General features: G+C 61.6%; 16 protein-coding genes. 10 read left to right on the forward strand and 6 right to left on the reverse strand.

From position 1 onward, the window contains the following. The first annotated feature begins 78 nt into the window (after nt 1–78). The 4 genes from purH to HX839_RS02180 all read left to right on the forward strand — a co-directional run bounded on the left by purH (nt 79) and on the right by HX839_RS02180 (nt 6,802). Nucleotides 79–1,686 carry a bifunctional phosphoribosylaminoimidazolecarboxamide formyltransferase/IMP cyclohydrolase gene (purH, locus tag HX839_RS02165; RefSeq protein ID WP_003217323.1) on the forward strand — a complete coding sequence of 536 codons (1,608 nt, stop codon included), beginning with the start codon at nt 79–81 and terminating at the stop codon, nt 1,684–1,686. A 138-nt stretch (nt 1,687–1,824) separates the two neighbouring features. Next, nucleotides 1,825–3,117 (forward strand): phosphoribosylamine--glycine ligase, encoded by a 1,293-nt coding sequence (purD, locus tag HX839_RS02170; RefSeq protein WP_003217326.1) that lies wholly within the window; start codon nt 1,825–1,827, stop codon nt 3,115–3,117. Between the two features lie 102 nt (nt 3,118–3,219). Further along, entirely contained in the window at nt 3,220–5,994 is a 2,775-nt protein-coding gene (locus HX839_RS02175; protein ID WP_177028629.1) for a hybrid sensor histidine kinase/response regulator, read from the forward strand. 211 nt (nt 5,995–6,205) lie between these two features. Next, the gene (locus HX839_RS02180; protein WP_003217330.1) at nt 6,206–6,802 is read left to right on the forward strand and encodes a MarC family protein; all 597 of its coding nucleotides are present in this window, start codon (nt 6,206–6,208) and stop codon (nt 6,800–6,802) included. Between the two features lies 1 nt (nt 6,803). On the opposite strand, the gene HX839_RS02185 is transcribed toward HX839_RS02180, so the two are convergent. From HX839_RS02185 to cobG, 5 genes are all read right to left on the reverse strand, one after another. After that, nucleotides 6,804–7,595 (reverse strand): hypothetical protein, encoded by a 792-nt coding sequence (locus tag HX839_RS02185; protein WP_102606174.1) that lies wholly within the window; start codon nt 7,593–7,595, stop codon nt 6,804–6,806. A gap of 302 nt (nt 7,596–7,897) precedes the next feature. Then, the gene (cobJ, locus tag HX839_RS02190; RefSeq protein ID WP_177066684.1) at nt 7,898–9,538 is read right to left on the reverse strand and encodes a precorrin-3B C(17)-methyltransferase; all 1,641 of its coding nucleotides are present in this window, start codon (nt 9,536–9,538) and stop codon (nt 7,898–7,900) included. Further along, nucleotides 9,538–10,269, reverse strand: a complete 732-nt coding sequence (locus tag HX839_RS02195) for a precorrin-2 C(20)-methyltransferase (RefSeq protein WP_003217336.1) — start codon at nt 10,267–10,269, stop codon at nt 9,538–9,540. The genes cobJ and HX839_RS02195 overlap by 1 nt, the downstream gene beginning before the upstream one ends. After that, nucleotides 10,269–10,895, reverse strand: a complete 627-nt coding sequence (locus tag HX839_RS02200) for a precorrin-8X methylmutase (protein WP_177020785.1) — start codon at nt 10,893–10,895, stop codon at nt 10,269–10,271. The genes HX839_RS02195 and HX839_RS02200 overlap by 1 nt, the downstream gene beginning before the upstream one ends. After that, nucleotides 10,888–12,189, reverse strand: coding sequence for a precorrin-3B synthase (gene cobG / locus HX839_RS02205; RefSeq protein ID WP_371315619.1), 1,302 nt, complete (start codon nt 12,187–12,189; stop codon nt 10,888–10,890). The genes HX839_RS02200 and cobG overlap by 8 nt, the downstream gene beginning before the upstream one ends. A gap of 95 nt (nt 12,190–12,284) precedes the next feature. Here cobG and HX839_RS02210 point away from each other — a divergent pair, with 95 nt between their 5' ends. The 4 genes from HX839_RS02210 to HX839_RS02225 all read left to right on the forward strand — a co-directional run bounded on the left by HX839_RS02210 (nt 12,285) and on the right by HX839_RS02225 (nt 15,101). Next, a complete protein-coding gene (locus HX839_RS02210; protein ID WP_008439029.1) occupies nt 12,285–13,490 on the forward strand; it encodes a bifunctional cobalt-precorrin-7 (C(5))-methyltransferase/cobalt-precorrin-6B (C(15))-methyltransferase in 1,206 nt (401 codons plus the stop codon). Next, a complete protein-coding gene (locus tag HX839_RS02215) occupies nt 13,487–14,212 on the forward strand; it encodes a cobalt-precorrin-6A reductase (protein WP_177066685.1) in 726 nt (241 codons plus the stop codon). Before HX839_RS02210 ends, HX839_RS02215 begins: the two co-directional genes overlap by 4 nt. Before the next feature lie 125 nt (nt 14,213–14,337). Beyond that, nucleotides 14,338–14,616 carry a hypothetical protein gene (locus HX839_RS02220; protein ID WP_177066686.1) on the forward strand — a complete coding sequence of 93 codons (279 nt, stop codon included), beginning with the start codon at nt 14,338–14,340 and terminating at the stop codon, nt 14,614–14,616. Next, the gene (locus HX839_RS02225) at nt 14,613–15,101 is read left to right on the forward strand and encodes a PIN domain-containing protein (RefSeq protein ID WP_102606171.1); all 489 of its coding nucleotides are present in this window, start codon (nt 14,613–14,615) and stop codon (nt 15,099–15,101) included. Before HX839_RS02220 ends, HX839_RS02225 begins: the two co-directional genes overlap by 4 nt. Before the next feature lie 58 nt (nt 15,102–15,159). Here HX839_RS02225 and HX839_RS02230 read toward each other — a convergent pair whose 3' ends face one another. Then, nucleotides 15,160–15,399 carry a DUF6124 family protein gene (locus HX839_RS02230; protein ID WP_177020781.1) on the reverse strand — a complete coding sequence of 80 codons (240 nt, stop codon included), beginning with the start codon at nt 15,397–15,399 and terminating at the stop codon, nt 15,160–15,162. A 644-nt stretch (nt 15,400–16,043) separates the two neighbouring features. On the opposite strand from HX839_RS02230, the gene HX839_RS02240 reads away from it, so the two are divergent. Both HX839_RS02240 and HX839_RS02245 read left to right on the forward strand, forming a co-directional pair. Beyond that, nucleotides 16,044–16,358 carry a type II toxin-antitoxin system RelE/ParE family toxin gene (locus HX839_RS02240; RefSeq protein WP_102368006.1) on the forward strand — a complete coding sequence of 105 codons (315 nt, stop codon included), beginning with the start codon at nt 16,044–16,046 and terminating at the stop codon, nt 16,356–16,358. Next, nucleotides 16,351–16,638, forward strand: a complete 288-nt coding sequence (locus HX839_RS02245; protein ID WP_008439033.1) for an addiction module antidote protein — start codon at nt 16,351–16,353, stop codon at nt 16,636–16,638. Before HX839_RS02240 ends, HX839_RS02245 begins: the two co-directional genes overlap by 8 nt. Nucleotides 16,639–16,645 lie beyond the last annotated feature (7 nt).

The raw sequence follows: 16,645 nt of genomic DNA on the forward strand, positions 1-16,645 counted from the left end.
TTCAATCAAACCAGAAAGGCGCCCGCGTAAAAACGGACGCCTTTTTTGCTGACTCCTTTGCTTTTGATGGAAATTGAAATGACCGACCAGACTACCCGCCTGCCGATCCGCCGTGCCTTGATCAGTGTCTCCGACAAGACCGGGATCCTCGAATTTGCCCGGGAGCTGGAAGCCCTGGGCGTGGAGATTCTCTCCACCGGCGGGACCTTCAAACTGCTGCAGGACAACGGCGTGGCCGCAGTGGAAGTGGCGGACTACACCGGTTTCGCAGAAATGATGGACGGTCGGGTCAAGACCCTGCACCCGAAAATCCACGGCGGGATCCTCGGTCGTCGCGGTATCGACGACGCCATCATGAGCGAGCACGGCATCAAGCCGATCGACCTGGTGGCCGTTAACCTGTACCCGTTCGAAGCCACCATCAACAAGCCAGGCTGCGACCTGCCGACCGCCATCGAAAACATCGATATCGGCGGCCCGACCATGGTTCGCTCGGCAGCCAAGAACCACAAAGACGTGGCCATCGTGGTGAACGCCAGCGACTACGCCAACGTACTGGAAAGCCTGAAAGCCGGCGGCCTGACCTACGCCCAGCGCTTCGACCTGATGCTCAAGGCCTTCGAACACACCGCTGCCTACGACGGCATGATCGCCAACTACATGGGCACCGTGAACCAGGCCGCTGAAACCCTCAGCACAGAAGGTCGCAGCCAGTTCCCGCGCACCTTCAACAGCCAGTTCATCAAGGCCCAGGAAATGCGCTACGGCGAGAACCCGCACCAGAGCGCGGCGTTCTACGTCGAGGCCAAGCCTGCTGAAGTCGGCATCGCCACCGCGACCCAACTGCAAGGCAAAGAGCTGTCGTACAACAACGTGGCCGACACCGACGCCGCGCTGGAATGTGTGAAGAGCTTCGTCAAGCCAGCCTGCGTGATCGTCAAGCACGCCAACCCGTGCGGCGTGGCCGTGAGCCCGGACGCTGAAGGCGGTATCCGCCAGGCCTACGAACTGGCCTACGCCACCGACACCGAGTCGGCCTTCGGCGGCATCATCGCCTTCAACCGTGAGCTGGACGCCGAGACCGCCAAGGCGATCGTCGAGCGTCAGTTCGTTGAAGTGATCATCGCGCCATCCGTCAGTGAAGAGGCTCGCGCCATCGTTGCCGCCAAGGCCAATGTGCGCCTGCTGGCGTGCGGCGAGTGGTCGGCCGAGCGTGCCGCTGCCTGGGACTACAAGCGCGTCAACGGCGGCTTGCTGGTACAGAGCCGCGACATCGGCATGATCGGCAGCGCCGATCTGAAAGTGGTGACCAAGCGCGCCCCGACCGAACAGGAAATCAACGACCTGATCTTCGCCTGGAAAGTCGCCAAGTACGTTAAATCCAACGCCATCGTCTACGCCAAGAATCGCCAGACCATCGGTGTCGGCGCGGGCCAGATGAGCCGCGTGAATTCGGCACGCATCGCTGCGATCAAGGCGGAACATGCCGGCTTGCAGGTGCAGGGTTCGGTGATGGCGTCCGACGCATTCTTCCCGTTCCGTGATGGCCTGGACAACGCCGCGAAAGCCGGTGTTACCGCCGTGATCCAACCGGGCGGCTCGATGCGTGACGCAGAAGTGATTGCAGCGGCTGATGAAGCCGGCATTGCCATGGTCTTCACCGGCATGCGCCACTTCCGTCACTGATTGCTCGTTCCCACGCTCTGCGTGGGAATGCAGCCCGGGACGCTCCGCGTCCCAAAGCGTGACGCAGAGCGTCACAAGAGGCATTCCCACGCAGAGCGTGGGAACGGTCAGAATTCAGCGTCATCCGAGGTTTTTGAAATGAATGTTTTGATCATTGGCAGCGGTGGCCGTGAACACGCCCTGGCCTGGAAAGTTGCCCAGGACCCACGTGTCCAGAAAGTTTTCGTCGCCCCCGGCAACGCCGGTACCGCCATTGAAGCCAAGTGCGAAAACGTCGCCATCGACGTGTTGGCCCTTGAGCAACTGGCGGACTTTGCCGAGAAAAACGTTTCCCTGACCATCGTCGGCCCGGAAGTGCCCTTGGTAGCTGGCGTTGTGGACCTGTTCCGCAGCCGCGGCCTGGACTGCTTCGGCCCAACCGCCGGCGCTGCCCAGCTGGAAGGCTCGAAAGCCTTCACCAAGGATTTCCTGGCGCGCCACAAGATCCCGACCGCCGACTACCAGAACTTCACCGAGATCGAGCCGGCCCTGGCCTACCTGCGTGAAGTCGGTGCACCGATCGTGATCAAGGCCGACGGCCTGGCCGCCGGTAAAGGCGTGATCGTCGCAATGACCCTGGCTGAAGCCGAAGACGCCGTGCGCGACATGCTCGCCGGCAACGCTTTCGGTGAAGCCGGTTCGCGCGTGGTGATCGAAGAGTTCCTCGACGGCGAAGAAGCCAGCTTCATCGTGATGGTCGACGGCAAGAACGTACTGCCGATGGCCACCAGCCAGGACCACAAACGTGTGGGTGACGGCGACAGCGGCCCGAACACCGGAGGCATGGGTGCCTACTCTCCGGCGCCAGTGGTCACCGCCGAAGTCCACAAACGCGTGATGGACCTGGTCATCTGGCCAACCGTGCGCGGCATGGCCGACGAAGGCAATGTGTACACCGGTTTCCTGTACGCCGGTTTGATGATCGACAAGGCCGGCAATCCGAAAGTCATCGAGTTCAACTGCCGCTTCGGCGACCCGGAAACCCAACCGGTGATGCTGCGCCTGCAATCGAGCCTGGTGCTGTTGGTTGAAGCTGCGCTGGCCCAGGCCCTGGACAAGGTCGAAGCCCAGTGGGACCCGCGCCCGAGCGTCGGCATCGTGCTGGCCGCCGGCGGCTACCCGGCCGACTACGCCAAGGGCGATGTGATTGAAGGTCTGGACGCGGCTGCTACGCTGGAAGGCAAGGTGTTCCACGCGGGCACCGCGCTCAAGGATGGCAAGGTCGTCACCGCCGGTGGTCGCGTACTGTGCGCAACCGCCATGGGCAGCAGCGTAGATGCCGCCCAGCAACAGGCTTACAAGCTGGCGGCGAAGATCGACTGGAAAGGCTGCTTCTATCGCACCGACATTGGCTACCGCGCCATTGCCCGTGAGCGTGGCGAAAGTCAGTAAACAGCTATCCGTTCGGTTAGGCAGGGGCCTCCGGCCCTTGCCCTACGCTTGTGGCCCCGCGCATAGTTATACCCATGCATCAACCTACGAAGGGATTTCGCCGTGCGCTGGCTCAGGATCGCCATAGGTTTCACTGTCAGTCTGCTGACCTTGCTCTGCTTGCTCCCGGCCCAGGCCGCCGCACAAGGCAGTGGCTGGGCAGTATTGCTTGATGAACAGGCCGATCTGCAACTGAGCGACATCCGCTCGCCCCGCTACATCAATCAATTCAGCCCCATCGAACTGGACCGGATTACCGCCGCGCAACCGGACGGTGCGTTGTGGGTACGCTTCAGGCTGCAACCCGGCAAACACGAGCAAGTGCTGCGGGTATTCGCCCCTGACCTGTCACACCTGAACCTGTATGTACTCGACGGCGACACCCTGGTGGAGCAGGAAGCTACCGGCACCCGCCAGCCCCAGGCCGAGCGCCCGCTGCCCAGCAGCGACTTCATGCTGCCGATGCCGCAAAGCCAGAAGCCGCTGGACGTGTACCTGCGCATGGTCTCGGAACACGAGCTGCGCCCCTACATCACCCTTGAGCCGGCCGTGCTGGCTGCGGCCAACCAGAACCAGACGCTGATCTACGGGCTGCTGTTCGGTTGCCTGGTGATGCTGATCCTGCACAACCTCACCCGCTACGCCTACCATCGCTCCCGCAGCAGCCTGTGGCTCGCCGCCTGCGAATTGCTGTTGCTGCTCAGCCTTGCGCTGCTGCTCAACGTGCTGGGCCCGTGGCTGCCGAACTGGCACGCGGTACAAACCCCCGGCGCCTACCTCGCCCTGCTGCTGACCGCGCCGTGCGGGCTGATGTTTGCCTACCGCTTCTTTGCGCCACTGGGCCCGCATCCGCTGAACAAGCTGTTGATGGCCGACATCCTGCTGATCGTCCTGACCGGCCTGTTGCTGCTGTTCGTCAACACCTTGCCCCTGAACATCATCACCTACGCCCTGGTGGCGCTGGCCGGCCTGAGCATGTTGTTCGTCTCGGCCTATCACTGGCAAAAGGGCTACCGCCCGGCGCGCCTGTTCATGCTGGCGATGGTGATCTTCAACATCGGCACGCTGATTATTCTCCCGGCCTTGCTGGGCCTGACGCTGGTGCCGCCACAAGGCTTGATCATCACCCTGCTCGGCTTTATCTGCCTCAGTGGCCTGTTGATGAGCCTGGCCCTGGGCGAACGCCAGCGCGCCATCACCGAAGACAACTTCAGCCTCAGCCGCGACCTGGCGGCCAGCAACGCCGAAATCGCCGCCAAGGCCGAATTCCTGGCGAAGATCAGCCACGAAATTCGCACGCCCATGAACGGCGTGCTGGGCATGACCGAACTGCTGCTGGGCACCCCGCTTTCAGTCAAGCAACGCGACTACGTGCAAACCATCCACAGCGCCGGCAACGAACTGCTCACCCTGATCAACGAGATTCTCGACATCTCCAAGCTGGAATCCGGGCAGATCGAATTGGACGATGTGCAGTTCGACCTCAACGCGCTGATCGAAGACTGCCTGAGTATTTTCCGCGCCAAGGCCGAGCAGCAGAACGTCGAGCTGATCAGCTTTATCCAGCCCCAGGTACCCCGGGTGATCAGCGGCGACCCGACGCGGCTGCGCCAGGCACTGTTGAGCCTGCTGGAAAATGCCCTGCAAAAAACCGATGAAGGCGAAGTACTGATCGTCGTCGCACTGGACGAGCGCAGCAGCAAACCGCGCCTGCGCATTGCCGTGCAAGACAGCGGCCTGCCGATGGAACCCGCCGAGCGCGACGCCCTGCTGCACAGCGAGTTGCACAGCAAGAACTTCCTCTCTGCCACCCGCCTGAGCGGCCATCTGGGCCTGGTCATTGCCCGCCAGCTGATCCTGTTGATGAACGGCGAATTCGGCATCAAGAGTGGCAGCCAGCAAGGCAGCACCCTGTGGCTGACCTTGCCGCTGGATCCGGAACGCCTGGAGCACCCGACCTCCGACCTCGACGGCCCGCTCAAGGGCGCGCGCGTGCTGGTGGTGGACGACAACGACACTTGCCGCAAAGTGCTGGTGCAGCAATGCACGGCCTGGGGCCTGAACGTGAGTGCCGTGCCTTCGGGCAAGGAAGCCCTGGCGCTGCTGCGCACCAAGGCGCACCTGCGGGACTATTTCGACGTGGTGCTGCTGGACCAGAACATGCCCGGCATGACCGGCATGCAACTGGCGGCGAAGATCAAGGAAGACCCGAGCCTGAACCACGACATCCTGCTGATCATGCTCACCGGCATCAGCAATGCGCCGAGCAAGATCATCGCGCGCAACTGCGGGATCAAGCGCATCCTCGCCAAACCCGTGGCCGGCTATACCCTCAAGACCACCCTTGCCGATGAATTGACCCAGCGCAGCAAGGGCTCCGTGCAACCACGCCAGCCGGCGATCAGCGCGCCGGCCCCGGTGACCGTGCCAAGTGATTTCCGGATCCTGGTGGCGGAGGACAACAGCATCTCCACCAAGGTGATTCGCGGCATGCTCGGCAAGCTCAACCTGCTGCCGGACACCGCCAGCAACGGCGAAGAAGCCCTGCAGGCAATGAAGGCCCAGCGCTACGACCTGGTGTTGATGGACTGTGAAATGCCGATCCTCGACGGCTTCTCCGCGACCCAGCAACTGCGCGCGTGGGAAGTCAGCAACCAGCGGATTCGTACGCCAATCGTGGCACTCACCGCGCACATTCTTTCGGAACATAAAGAGCGTGCACGCCAGGCCGGGATGGACGGGCACATGGCCAAGCCGGTGGAGTTGTCGCAATTGCGCGAGCTGGTGGAGTACTGGGTGGCACAGCGCCAACAGCGCCCTGAGCACGCTCCCACCTGACCCATGCATGACGCAGATCAAAATGTGGGAGCGGCGGTGCGACGATTCGACTTGCTCGCGAAAGCGGTGTGTCAGTCAAACATGTATTGGCTGACACACCGCTTTCGCGAGCAAGCCCGCTCCCACACTGGATTGTTGTCGCTTCACAGATAGCGCTCAGCCACAGGCCTGATAAACTCCCGCTCGCCCTCCTTCGCTGCGAGCTCCCACCATGCTCCACGTGCTATTCAGCGTTTACCTGAAGATGCTGGTGCTCTACAGCCCCTTCTTCGTGCTCTCCTGCTTTATCAGCCTGACTCGCGGTTACTCCAGCAAGGAGCGGCGGCGCCTGGCCTGGAAAGTGGCCCTCGCCACCCTGGTATCGAGCGTGTTGCTCTACCTGTTCGGCCGGGTGATTTTCAGTGTGTTCGGCATCACCGTCGACGCCTTCCGCATCGGCGCAGGCAGTGTGCTGTTCATCTCGGCCCTGGGCATGGCCCAGGGCAAGTCAGCGGTGCAGACCGACAACGTGCAGCAGGACGTGACCATCGTGCCGCTGACCATTCCCCTGACCGTCGGCCCCGGCACCATCGGTGCGCTGCTGGTGATGGGCGTCAGCCAGCCGCACTGGGACGACAAGATCACCGCGATCCTCAGTATCGCCCTGGCCAGCCTGACGGTGGGCGTGGTGCTGTACCTGTCCAACCGTATCGAACGCATCCTCGGCGACCAGGGCTTGCAGATTGTCAGCCGGTTGATGGGGCTGTTCGTGTGCGCCCTGGCCGCACAAATCATCTTCACCGGTGTACGCGGTTACCTGGTGCCGTAGATCAAATCCTGTAGTTGGCGATAGCCAGGCGGACCTTGTCCCCTGCGCTGTCCCGCAGCAGTTGAATCGTGTCTTCGTTGACCACCGAGCTGTTCAGCACCAGGCACGTGCGGCCACTGAAGGCCTCGACGGATGCACTGTCCCACTCCAGAAACGGTATGCCCAGTTGCTTGCTGACGCCGTGGGAGCTGTACGTCACCAGCACCATCGAAACTTCCCCGGCGATTTCCGAGCAGGACGCCAAGCCGAAATCGCCACCGTCACGCGTGGTGGTATTTCGCTTGAATAACTCAAATGAGGCCGGGAGCTGCTTCAAGGCTTCAACCGCCTCCGCCACCCGTTTGGGCAATACACTGATCAGCGGCCCCGACAGAAACGTCGAGGCCACGGTGGCCGCCATCAGGTTCAGCGCCGCCAGCTGTACCGACAGCCCCTTGCGAGAGGTGTACACCCGCTCGAAACTGCTCCTGACCGGCATCCAGCCGAGGCTGCTCATGACCTTGATGAATTCGTTGTACCAGGCCTCTGTGCCCCGGGCGACCCGCAGCACATCGCTGACGTAGCTGCTCGCCAGCAAATAGCTTTTGCGGGTGTACTCCTTGTTGAGGCTGGTCATGCCTTGCACAAACGACATGACGCTGTTGTTCACCACCGCCGCGTCCAGCTCATCATCCGCCTCGGGCTTCACCGGCGCGCTCAACCCCGACGCCAGGCCGGGCGCGCCCGGAAGCCGGTAAGCGGCAATCAGCTTCCTCCTTTTTGCGCTGTTGATCCGTTTGTTGTTTCGCTCCATAGCCATTTCTCCATAACCCCCAACATGGGGCTCAACGCCAACACTAGTCGACTTGCCGGGGATTTTGAGCTGCTGGAAATTGACCACGGGACGCGCCGCGACCCGCAGGAAAAATCACTGCAGGCGGCGCAGCTGAGTAAACGCTGGGGATGAGGCGGCGGCACACAAAAGCGCCGTGCTTTTCTTCAAGCCGTAGAGAAAGGTATGACTTGAGCCGATGCAAAAAAACCTCGGCAAGCAGACCTTTCCGGCATCAATGACTGACGTTTCAAGGCGGCCCCATGGCGGGGCCGCCGTTGTTTTCAGGAGGCGGGTTTCTCGCCGTACCAACGTGGCGTGTAGACCCACTCGCCACCACCTGCCCGCGCAAAGACGCAGGTGGTGGACGAACCGATCAGCACCATGGTGCGCATGTCCACCTGCTCCGGCGTCAGTTGCCCCAGGGTGGTGACTCGCAGGGTCTGGCCCGGGCGACCGATGTCACGGCCCAATACCACCGGTGTTTCAGGCGTGCGGTGCTGCGCGACGATTTCCAGGGCGCGTCCCAACTGCCAGGGCCGCGCACGGGAGATCGGGTTATAGAACGCCAGCGCCAGGTCGGCCTGGGACGCCAGGTCCAGGCGCTTCTCGATGATCGACCAGGGTTTGAGGTTGTCCGACAGTGACATCACACAGAAGTCATGCCCCAGCGGGGCACCTGCCTGGGCCGCCGTGGCGAGGGATGCCGATACGCCCGGCAAAATCTCCAGGTCGACCTGATGCCAGGCCGGGTCGCTGGACTCGTGCAAGGCTTCGATCACCGCAGCGGCCATGGCAAATACACCGGGGTCACCCGAAGACACCACCACCACCGAACGCCCCTGCGCCGCCAGCTCAAAGGCATGACGCGCGCGCTGCATCTCTTCGCGATTGTCGGTGCAATGCTGGATCTGGTCCGCGCGGAACGGCCCGGCCATGCGCACATAGGTTTCGTAACCCAGCACGTCGGTGCAGCGGGCCAGCTCGGCTTTTACTGCCGGTACCATCAGTTCGGCAGCGCCGGGGCCCAGACCGATCACCGCGAGGCGGCCACGGGGACGACCGATCAGGGACAGGTCCAGAGGGGCCTCGGCCACCGTGATCGCGATGTCCGCCTGAGGCGCCAGATCGGCGAAGCGCAATGGCACGCCCAGCTCCAACGCCGCTTCGTGCAATGACGAATCGGCCATCTCCGTTTCAGCCGCCAGCAAGCAAGCCAGGGACTGCACGGCGAGCCCGGCATCCTGCAACGCCGCACGAATTCGCCCGGCCAGTTGCGGCCCCGGCTGGCAGGTAACCAACACCGTCTTCGGATAAATCAGCAACTCATTGGTCGCAGGTGTGCGCTCGGCACTGCCGACGTGAATCGCCAGGCGGGCCTGTTGATCCTGGGGCAAGTTGGCCTGATCCAGCCACGGCGCCGCGCCTTCAATGCGTACTGATTCGCCAGCCAGCAAGTCCGAGACAAAGCGTTTGCCCAGCTCCAGATCCCCCAGCTGATAACCATGGGGCGGGTTAAGCAGGCAGGTACCAAAACGCAGCTCGCCACTGGTGGTGATCGCGGCGGCAACGTCCAGGGCAGCGGCGATTTCCCGCGCCATCACGTTTACGCCACCGAGGCCACCGAGCAACGGCACCACCGCGCTGCCGTCTTCGGCGACGGCCAGCACAGCAGGCTCGACGCCCTTCTCCAGCAACAGCGGCGCCAGGGTGCGGATCACAATCCCGGCGGCGCACAGCGCGATGATCGGCGTGCCCTGTTGATACAACTGGCGCACTGTGGCGCCGAATTCGTTATAGGCCTGATCTGCGCCCTCGACCCGCCCGGCCAGGCCGTGGATCAGTGCGTCGGGATACACCTGCTGGATAGCGCGGGCCGTGGCGAGGCTGCCCTGCCCCAGGATGACAATCGCGGGAGCCGTCATCAGCCTTGCCACCTTTCACCGGGAACGATGATCAACGAGAAATACGGCGAGGACGTCGGATCGACCTGATCCAGGGCGACGATTTTCTGATTGGCCATGGTCGCGCGCTCGACGTACAACGCCCGGCTCGCCAATCCCAATTCTTCCAGTACCTGACGCACCTTGGTGAAGTTGCGCCCCAGCTTCATGATCACCGCCGCGTCGGCATCCGCCAGGCGACGCTTGAGTTCGTCATGGGGCAGCACGCCGGAAAGCACCGACAGGCTCTGGTTGCGATACACCAACGGTGCGCCCAGTACAGAGGCGCCACCGAGCATCGAGCACACACCCGGGATCACCTGGGCTTCGTAGCGCTCGGCCAGGCGGTCGTGCAAATACATGTAGGAGCCGTAGAAGAACGGGTCGCCTTCACAGATCACCGCCACATCGCGCCCCGCGTCCAGGTGTGCCGCAACGTCGACACTGGCGGTGTCGTAGAAATCGCTGATCACTTGCTCGTAGGACAGCGGCGCCGGCAACACTTCAGTGGTCACCGGGTACACCAGCGGCATCAGGGTTTGCTGGGGCACCAAATGGTCTTCGATGATGCCGAAGGCGTTGCCCTTCTTGCCCTTGGCCACGAAGTACGCCACCACCGGCGATTCGCGCAGCAGGCGCAGGGCTTTGAGGGTAATCAGTTCCGGATCGCCGGGGCCTACGCCCAGGCCGATCAAACGTCCGCGTGCCGGCATCATTCGACCTCCGTGGCCAAGGCGTTGACCGCGGCGGCGGCCATCGCACTGCCGCCGAGGCGGCCCTGCATGATCACGAACGGTACGCCGCGGCTGTCTGCCGCCAGCATCGCCTTGGATTCGGCGGCGCCGACAAAGCCCACCGGGAACCCGAGGATCAGTGCAGGTTTTGGCGCGCCGGCGTCGAGCATTTCCAGCAGGTAAAACAGCGCTGTCGGCGCATTGCCGATCACCACCACACTGCCTTCCAGGTGCGGGCGCCACAGCTCCAGGGCGGCGGCGGAACGGGTGTTGCCCAGCTCGCGGGCCAACGCCGGCACGCTATCGTCGCGCAGGGTGCAGATCACCTGATTGTTGGCCGGCAGGCGCGTACGGGTCACGCCTTCGGAGACCATCCGCGCATCACACAGGATCGGCGCGCCAGCGGCCAGGGCTTCGCGCCCGGCCTTGCCGGCACCTTCGGAAAATTGCAGACCGTCGATGGCGTCGACCATGCCGCAGGCATGAATCACCCGCACCGCGAGTTTTTCCAGGTCGGCAGGGATGCGATCAAGCCGGGCTTCTGCGCGAATGATCGCGAAGGAGTTGCGATAGATCTCCTGACCGTCGCGGATGTAATCAATCATCGGTGTTGCTCCGTGGGTGAGCGCGCAACAAGGCGCCCGCCGCTTCAATAGAAAGAGTGCGCGCGTGCAGGCGGCCGAAACCGGGCAGGCCTGCGTCGCGAAAATAGAGGTCGTAGTGGCCGGGACTTACCGCCAGCAGGGTGACCGGCGCGGTGTGTGCGGCCGCGCAGGAACGCGGGCAGCCGGACAGGTGCACGCTGTGGCCGGGCGCAAGCGCGGCCAGTTGCACGGCGTCGGCCTTGGTGTCGGACAGGCCTTTGGCGCAACCGCTGGAGCCGGTGCAGGCGATCATCCGTGCGAGGGGTTGGTCCACCGAACACAAAAAGCCAAGCTGTTCGAGGCGTTCGGTGACAGCCGCCGCATCCTGGATATTGGGCAGCAGCAGGCCTTGCCATGGCGTGACACGCAAGGTGGCGTCGCCATGGTCGACGGCCAACTGCGCTGCGCCCCTGAGCATCGCCGAATCCAGGCGGCCCAAGGGTGCGACGGCGGCGACGTAGACCTGGTTTTTTTGGCGCTGTGGATAACTTCCCAGGTGCAGCGGCGCGGAGTTGGAGTGCCTTGAAAAGCCATCAACCGGCTGCAATGGCATATTCAGCTGCCGCAAAAAGTTATCCACAGCGGTTTCAGCCAGCAGATGGCGCATACGGGTCTGATCAGGCCGGGCCAGTTCAAGGAACCGCTCCAGCACCGCCACCACCAGTGCATGCCCTTGTGCCAAAGGTACCGCCGCCAAGGGCGCATCCCGCGCCGGGCAGCCTGCCAGGCCGAATGCCAACAGCGTGTTGCCATTGGCATCGAAGGCTGACAGCCACAGGTCGTGATGATGCTCGAGCATGGCCAGGGCTTCACCGCCGTCCAGTTGCACGGCGAACTTGGCCGACAGCTCATGGAAACGCGGGTGGGTTTCCAGGGTGGTGAGGATCTGGTCGGCCAACGGTCGGGTATCGAACAGCATCTCGCGGTCAATGCCGGCACTGGGGCTGAGCATCAGGTTGCGCACATCATCACCGGCGGCACGCTTGGGGCCCAGGTCGGCGGCCAGCAAGGCGGCGATCAATGCATCCTGTTCGGCGCCGATCCCGCGAATCTGCAGGTTGGCGCGGTTGGTCGCCTCGATCACCCCGCCGGCATGGGCCTGGGCGGCGTCGGCCACGGCAAACGCCTGCTCGGCACGGATCGAACCGCCCGCCAGTTTGATCCGGCAAATCCCGCCATCCAACGCCTGGACAATACGCAGCAACCCCGGACAGGCCGAGGGGCGCAAGGTATTGGACGGTGGTATTGGTTTCACGGGGCTACCGGTTCACGGGTAAAGGCGCGGTATTATGCCTGCTTTGTCCGGCGGCATGAAAAGCCTGCCCGTCGGATGTCGTTCAAGGAATTCATATGTCGCCCTGGCTGACGGTAGTAGGCATCGGTGAAGACGGCTTCAAGGGCCTGGGCAGAAACGCCCGGCACGCCCTGTTGCGCGCCTCGCGCATTATTGGCGGGCAACGCCAGCTGGACTTGTTGCCGGTGTGCATCCGTGGCGAACGCCAGGTGTGGCCCAGCCCGTTTTCCCTGGAGCCGGTGCTGGCCAGGCGTGGTGAAGCGGTGTGCGTGCTGGCCAGCGGCGACCCGATGTTCTATGGCGTGGGTGCGAGCCTGGCGCGGCAGGTGCCGGCCGATGAGCTGCTGATTCTGCCGGCGCCCTCTTCCGTGTCCCTGGCGGCGGCGCGCCTGGGCTGGCCGTTGCAAGAGGTAGTGACGCTGTCGGTGGTTGCCCGGCCGATGGCGGCGCTGAATGCGCATCTGGCCAACGGCGTGCGTTTGCTGGTGCTGAGCAATGACGGCCAGAGCCCGGCGGCGATTGCCACACAATTGGCCGAGCGCGGGTTTGGCGCAAGTCGCCTGAGTGTGTTTGAACACCTCGGCGGGCCGGATGAGCGGCGCATCGACGGCATCGCCCGGGATTGGCCTGGCGAACCGATTGCCGCGTTGAATCTGCTGGCCATCGACTGCGTGGCCGACGCCAACACAGCGCGCCTGTCACGCCTGGCAGGGCTGCCGGACTCGGCCTTCAGGCACGACGGCCAACTGACCAAGCGCGACGTGCGCGCCATGACCCTCGCCCGCCTCGCGCCGATGCCCGGCGAACTGCTGTGGGACGTGGGCGCGGGCAGCGGCTCCATCGGGATCGAATGGATGCGCGCCCACCCCAGCTGCCGCGCCCTGGCCATCGAGGCCGATGAAGGCCGGCAACTGTTGATCGAACATAACCGTGATGCCCTTGGCGTCCCCGGCCTGCAACTGATTCGCGGCACCGCGCCCCACGCCCTGAACGGGCTGGAAGCGCCGGACGCCATCTTCATCGGCGGCGGCGTCACCCGCGACGGCGTGCTCGACACCTGCTGGCAACACCTGCGCCCCGGCGGCCGGCTGGTGGCCAACGCCGTGACCCTGCAAAGTGAAATGACCCTGATGGCCTGGCGCGAACAACACGGCGGCGAACTGACCCGCATTCATGTGGCCCAGGCCCAACCGCTGGGGGGCTTTGATACCTGGCGCCAGGCGCTGCCGATCACCCTGCTGGAAGTGATCAAGCCGCTATGAAACGCATCCTGCTGTTGGGCGGCGTGACGGAAGCCCTGGCCATCGCCCGCACACTGGGGCCCGAGCATATCTACAGCCTGGCGGGTGTTGGCCGCGTTCCCACCGACCTTACGTGCCAGGTGCGCGTCGGTGGCTATGGCGGCGCGGAAGGTTTGGCGCAGTTCATTCGCGATGAAGGTATCGAGCTGGTGCTGGACGCGACCCATCCGTATGCCGCACAGATCAGCGCCAACGCCGCCCGTGCCGCAGCTTTATGCGGAATTCCCTGCTGGGCTCTGCGCCGCCCGGCGTGGCAGCCACAGGCGGGTGATGATTGGCGCGAAGTCAGGGACTGGGCTGAGCTGATCGAAGCCCTGAAACCCTTCAAGCGACCACTGTTCACGCTGGGCCGTGAACCGTTACAACACCTCGACGAAATCCCCGCCGAGCAGTTCTGGACACTGCGCGCACTGGATGTGTACCCCGGCAATGAGCGCTGCGAAGTGATTGGCGCCCGTGGGCCGTTTTTGATCGAGGATGAACGGGCATTGTTTGAGCGACGGCAAATTGATGTGCTGATCAGCAAGAACAGCGGCAGCACGGCTACCGAGCCGAAGCTGGAAGTGGCACGGGAGCGGGGGGTGCCGGTGTTGGTGTTGAGGCGGCCGGTGTTGGTGGCGGTGGATCAGGAGCTTTTGTCGCCCGCAGAAACAATCGAGTTATTGGCAGATTTCATTCGATAGATCAGGATCATCGCCCACCTCTATCAACTCTATTTGTGACTAAAGGGACGGCGATGAATCCACAACATGAACTGCTACACTCCAGAAACAGTTCAAGCCAGACTCAATTCTATTCAGGAGCTGACATGATAGACGTCAAAGAAGCCGTGCAAGTTGCCAAGGCAGCAGCCAATGACTTTCTCGGCCAGGAAACAGTGCTTCAGGACTTGATGCTTGAGGAAGTCGAGTTAAACCCAGGCGACAAAACGTGGGCAATAACATTTGGCTTCAATGTTCCAGCCCCTGATAAATATCAACGATTAGGCGCATCTTTAGCGGGACAAATGTACGCAAGAAAATATAAAATATTCTTCATTGACTCGGAGACTGGCGAGTTCCGCTCCATGAAGATCCGCGAAGTATGATCGAAACATATATCCGGCAATATCGAAGAAAAGGAATCATAGTCGACACCAACCTTCTGCTCTTGGTACTGATCGGAGGCACACCCAGTATTGCAGGCTTCAAAAGAACAAGCGGGTACACTGCCAAAGATTACAAACTTCTGCTTAACGTGATTGATCAATTCGAAAAGCTTATTTCAACTCCTCATATACTTGCGGAAGTCAGCAACCTTACAAACGGGCTTTATGGGAGCAAGCTACACGACTTCTACGCAACATTAAAAAAATCATTATCGACAGTCATTGAGATTCACTGCCCTGCTCTTGATATAAGTTGCGATTATGAGCTGTCGCCCTACGGACTTACCGACGTCGGTATTATCTGTGCAGCCAAAGATAATTATCTAGTTTTGACAGATGACCTAAGAGTCGCTGGATTTGCTCATCAGCACAGCGTAGATGTCGTGAACTTCAATCACATACGGGAAGCAAGCTGGGACGTTTAAAGGCGTCTCACGGGATCATTCCCACACATCAGCGCAGGAACGATCGATCATCGAAGTGTTAAATGCGTTTTCCGCCACCTTCGTGCACCCGATCAGCCAGTAACTCCGCCAGATCGATCAACTGAGCGACGCCCAACAACTCCTCTCGCTTCGATCCTTCCAGGCTAAACGCCAAGTCGCAACTCAGCGCGTTGGCCGAGGCGAGTGTTTCAATGAGGTTGACCAACAGGTCTTCGGTGCTGATTCCGTCGGCTACGGTGAACAGCCGAAAAGGGGGATTGGGGGTAGGTTTAATCATTGTGAAGCTCCGGAGAAGTACAAAGGAGCTACCACTGATCGCCGCGATGCGATGGGGGTGGTAGCTGAACGCGGGTTCGCGGACCGGCTCTCCAGAACACCGGCATACCCGAAGGTATCCCGCGCACAGCCACCATAGCGCCGCACAGTAGACGATAAAAAAGCGCCAACTGAAAGGACACGATGACGCTTTTGCGTCTGAAGAAATCCGGGCCGCGACGCCCGACCACTGAGTTTGCAGTGGTGTTCGGAGACTAGAGATTGAGTTTCCTAGAGACAACCGCCAATCACTGTCGGAAATTTCTGTGGAGGGCCTCCACATTCGAATCGAACACAATCCAAACTGTGGGAGCTGGCTTGCCTGCGATAGCATCACCTCGTTCCAGCAGGAAGACCGAGTCGCCTGTATCGCAAGGTGCAATGACCTCGTAGGAAAGCGCCTCAATCATCGACATCCTTTTGACAACCTCGCTTTAAAAACTGATTCGCCTTACACCCCCCTCCGAACCAGCCGGCTGGTTCAGCCAAAAGCCCTCGCCCTAAGCTCCCCTCCCGCAGTTTTGCACCAGAGTCTGCGATGGGGATGCACTGCTTTTGCGGAGCATCGTGACTTGTCATTCTGTATCCCAAGGAATACGATCCAAGATGATTCACTTCAAGAAATCCAAGCATTTCCTGGAGTGGCTTGATTCGTTAAACAATAAACCGGCCCGTGCACGCGTACTGGCAAGGTTGAATAACGCACAATCAGGCAACTTCGGAGACTGTGAGACAGTAGGAAATGGCGTTTCGGAAATGCGCATCCACTACGGCCCTGGATACCGGGTTTATTTCACTCGTAGAGAGGAGGTGGTTTACCTGTTGTTGATAGGCGGCGATAAATCAACGCAGAAACGCGATATCCAGCGCGCTAAGCAAATTGCAGCAGACTTTGAAAAAAAAGGAGTAAGCCATGACTGAATTTACAGACTTCGACATAGCGGAACACCTCAAGACTCCTGAAGATATGGCTGAGTATCTTGAAGCGTGCTTCGAGGAGGATGCCGGTGACGGACTGCTTATTCGTTCAGCCCTCAACAACATCGCCCGCGCCCAAGGCATGACTCAAGTAGCCCGCGACGCAGGCCTCGGACGCGAAAGTTTATATAAAGCCCTCTCCAGCACTGGCAATCCCGAGTTCGCGACTATCATGAAGGTCATGAAAGCGCTCGGCCTGAAGCTGCACGCCACAGCTGGTTGATAGCACT

The sequence above is a fragment of the Pseudomonas sp. I8001 genome (genome assembly GCF_013385345.1).
Lineage (GTDB): Bacteria > Pseudomonadota > Gammaproteobacteria > Pseudomonadales > Pseudomonadaceae > Aquipseudomonas.

Excerpts from the sequence above, each read along its gene's own strand:
- purH (WP_003217323.1), top strand. The coding sequence starts at position 79 with ATGACCGACCAGACTACCCGCCTGCCGATCCGCCGTGCCTTGATCAGT.
- purD (WP_003217326.1), top strand. The coding sequence starts at position 1,825 with ATGAATGTTTTGATCATTGGCAGCGGTGGCCGTGAACACGCCCTGGCC.
- HX839_RS02180 (WP_003217330.1), top strand. The coding sequence starts at position 6,206 with ATGCTCCACGTGCTATTCAGCGTTTACCTGAAGATGCTGGTGCTCTAC.
- HX839_RS02185 (WP_102606174.1), bottom strand. The coding sequence starts at position 7,595 with ATGGAGCGAAACAACAAACGGATCAACAGCGCAAAAAGGAGGAAGCTG.
- cobJ (WP_177066684.1), bottom strand. The coding sequence starts at position 9,538 with ATGACGGCTCCCGCGATTGTCATCCTGGGGCAGGGCAGCCTCGCCACG.
- HX839_RS02195 (WP_003217336.1), bottom strand. The coding sequence starts at position 10,269 with ATGCCGGCACGCGGACGTTTGATCGGCCTGGGCGTAGGCCCCGGCGAT.
- HX839_RS02200 (WP_177020785.1), bottom strand. The coding sequence starts at position 10,895 with ATGATTGATTACATCCGCGACGGTCAGGAGATCTATCGCAACTCCTTC.
- HX839_RS02210 (WP_008439029.1), top strand. The coding sequence starts at position 12,285 with ATGTCGCCCTGGCTGACGGTAGTAGGCATCGGTGAAGACGGCTTCAAG.
- HX839_RS02215 (WP_177066685.1), top strand. The coding sequence starts at position 13,487 with ATGAAACGCATCCTGCTGTTGGGCGGCGTGACGGAAGCCCTGGCCATC.
- HX839_RS02220 (WP_177066686.1), top strand. The coding sequence starts at position 14,338 with ATGATAGACGTCAAAGAAGCCGTGCAAGTTGCCAAGGCAGCAGCCAAT.
- HX839_RS02225 (WP_102606171.1), top strand. The coding sequence starts at position 14,613 with ATGATCGAAACATATATCCGGCAATATCGAAGAAAAGGAATCATAGTC.
- HX839_RS02230 (WP_177020781.1), bottom strand. The coding sequence starts at position 15,399 with ATGATTAAACCTACCCCCAATCCCCCTTTTCGGCTGTTCACCGTAGCC.
- HX839_RS02240 (WP_102368006.1), top strand. The coding sequence starts at position 16,044 with ATGATTCACTTCAAGAAATCCAAGCATTTCCTGGAGTGGCTTGATTCG.
- HX839_RS02245 (WP_008439033.1), top strand. The coding sequence starts at position 16,351 with ATGACTGAATTTACAGACTTCGACATAGCGGAACACCTCAAGACTCCT.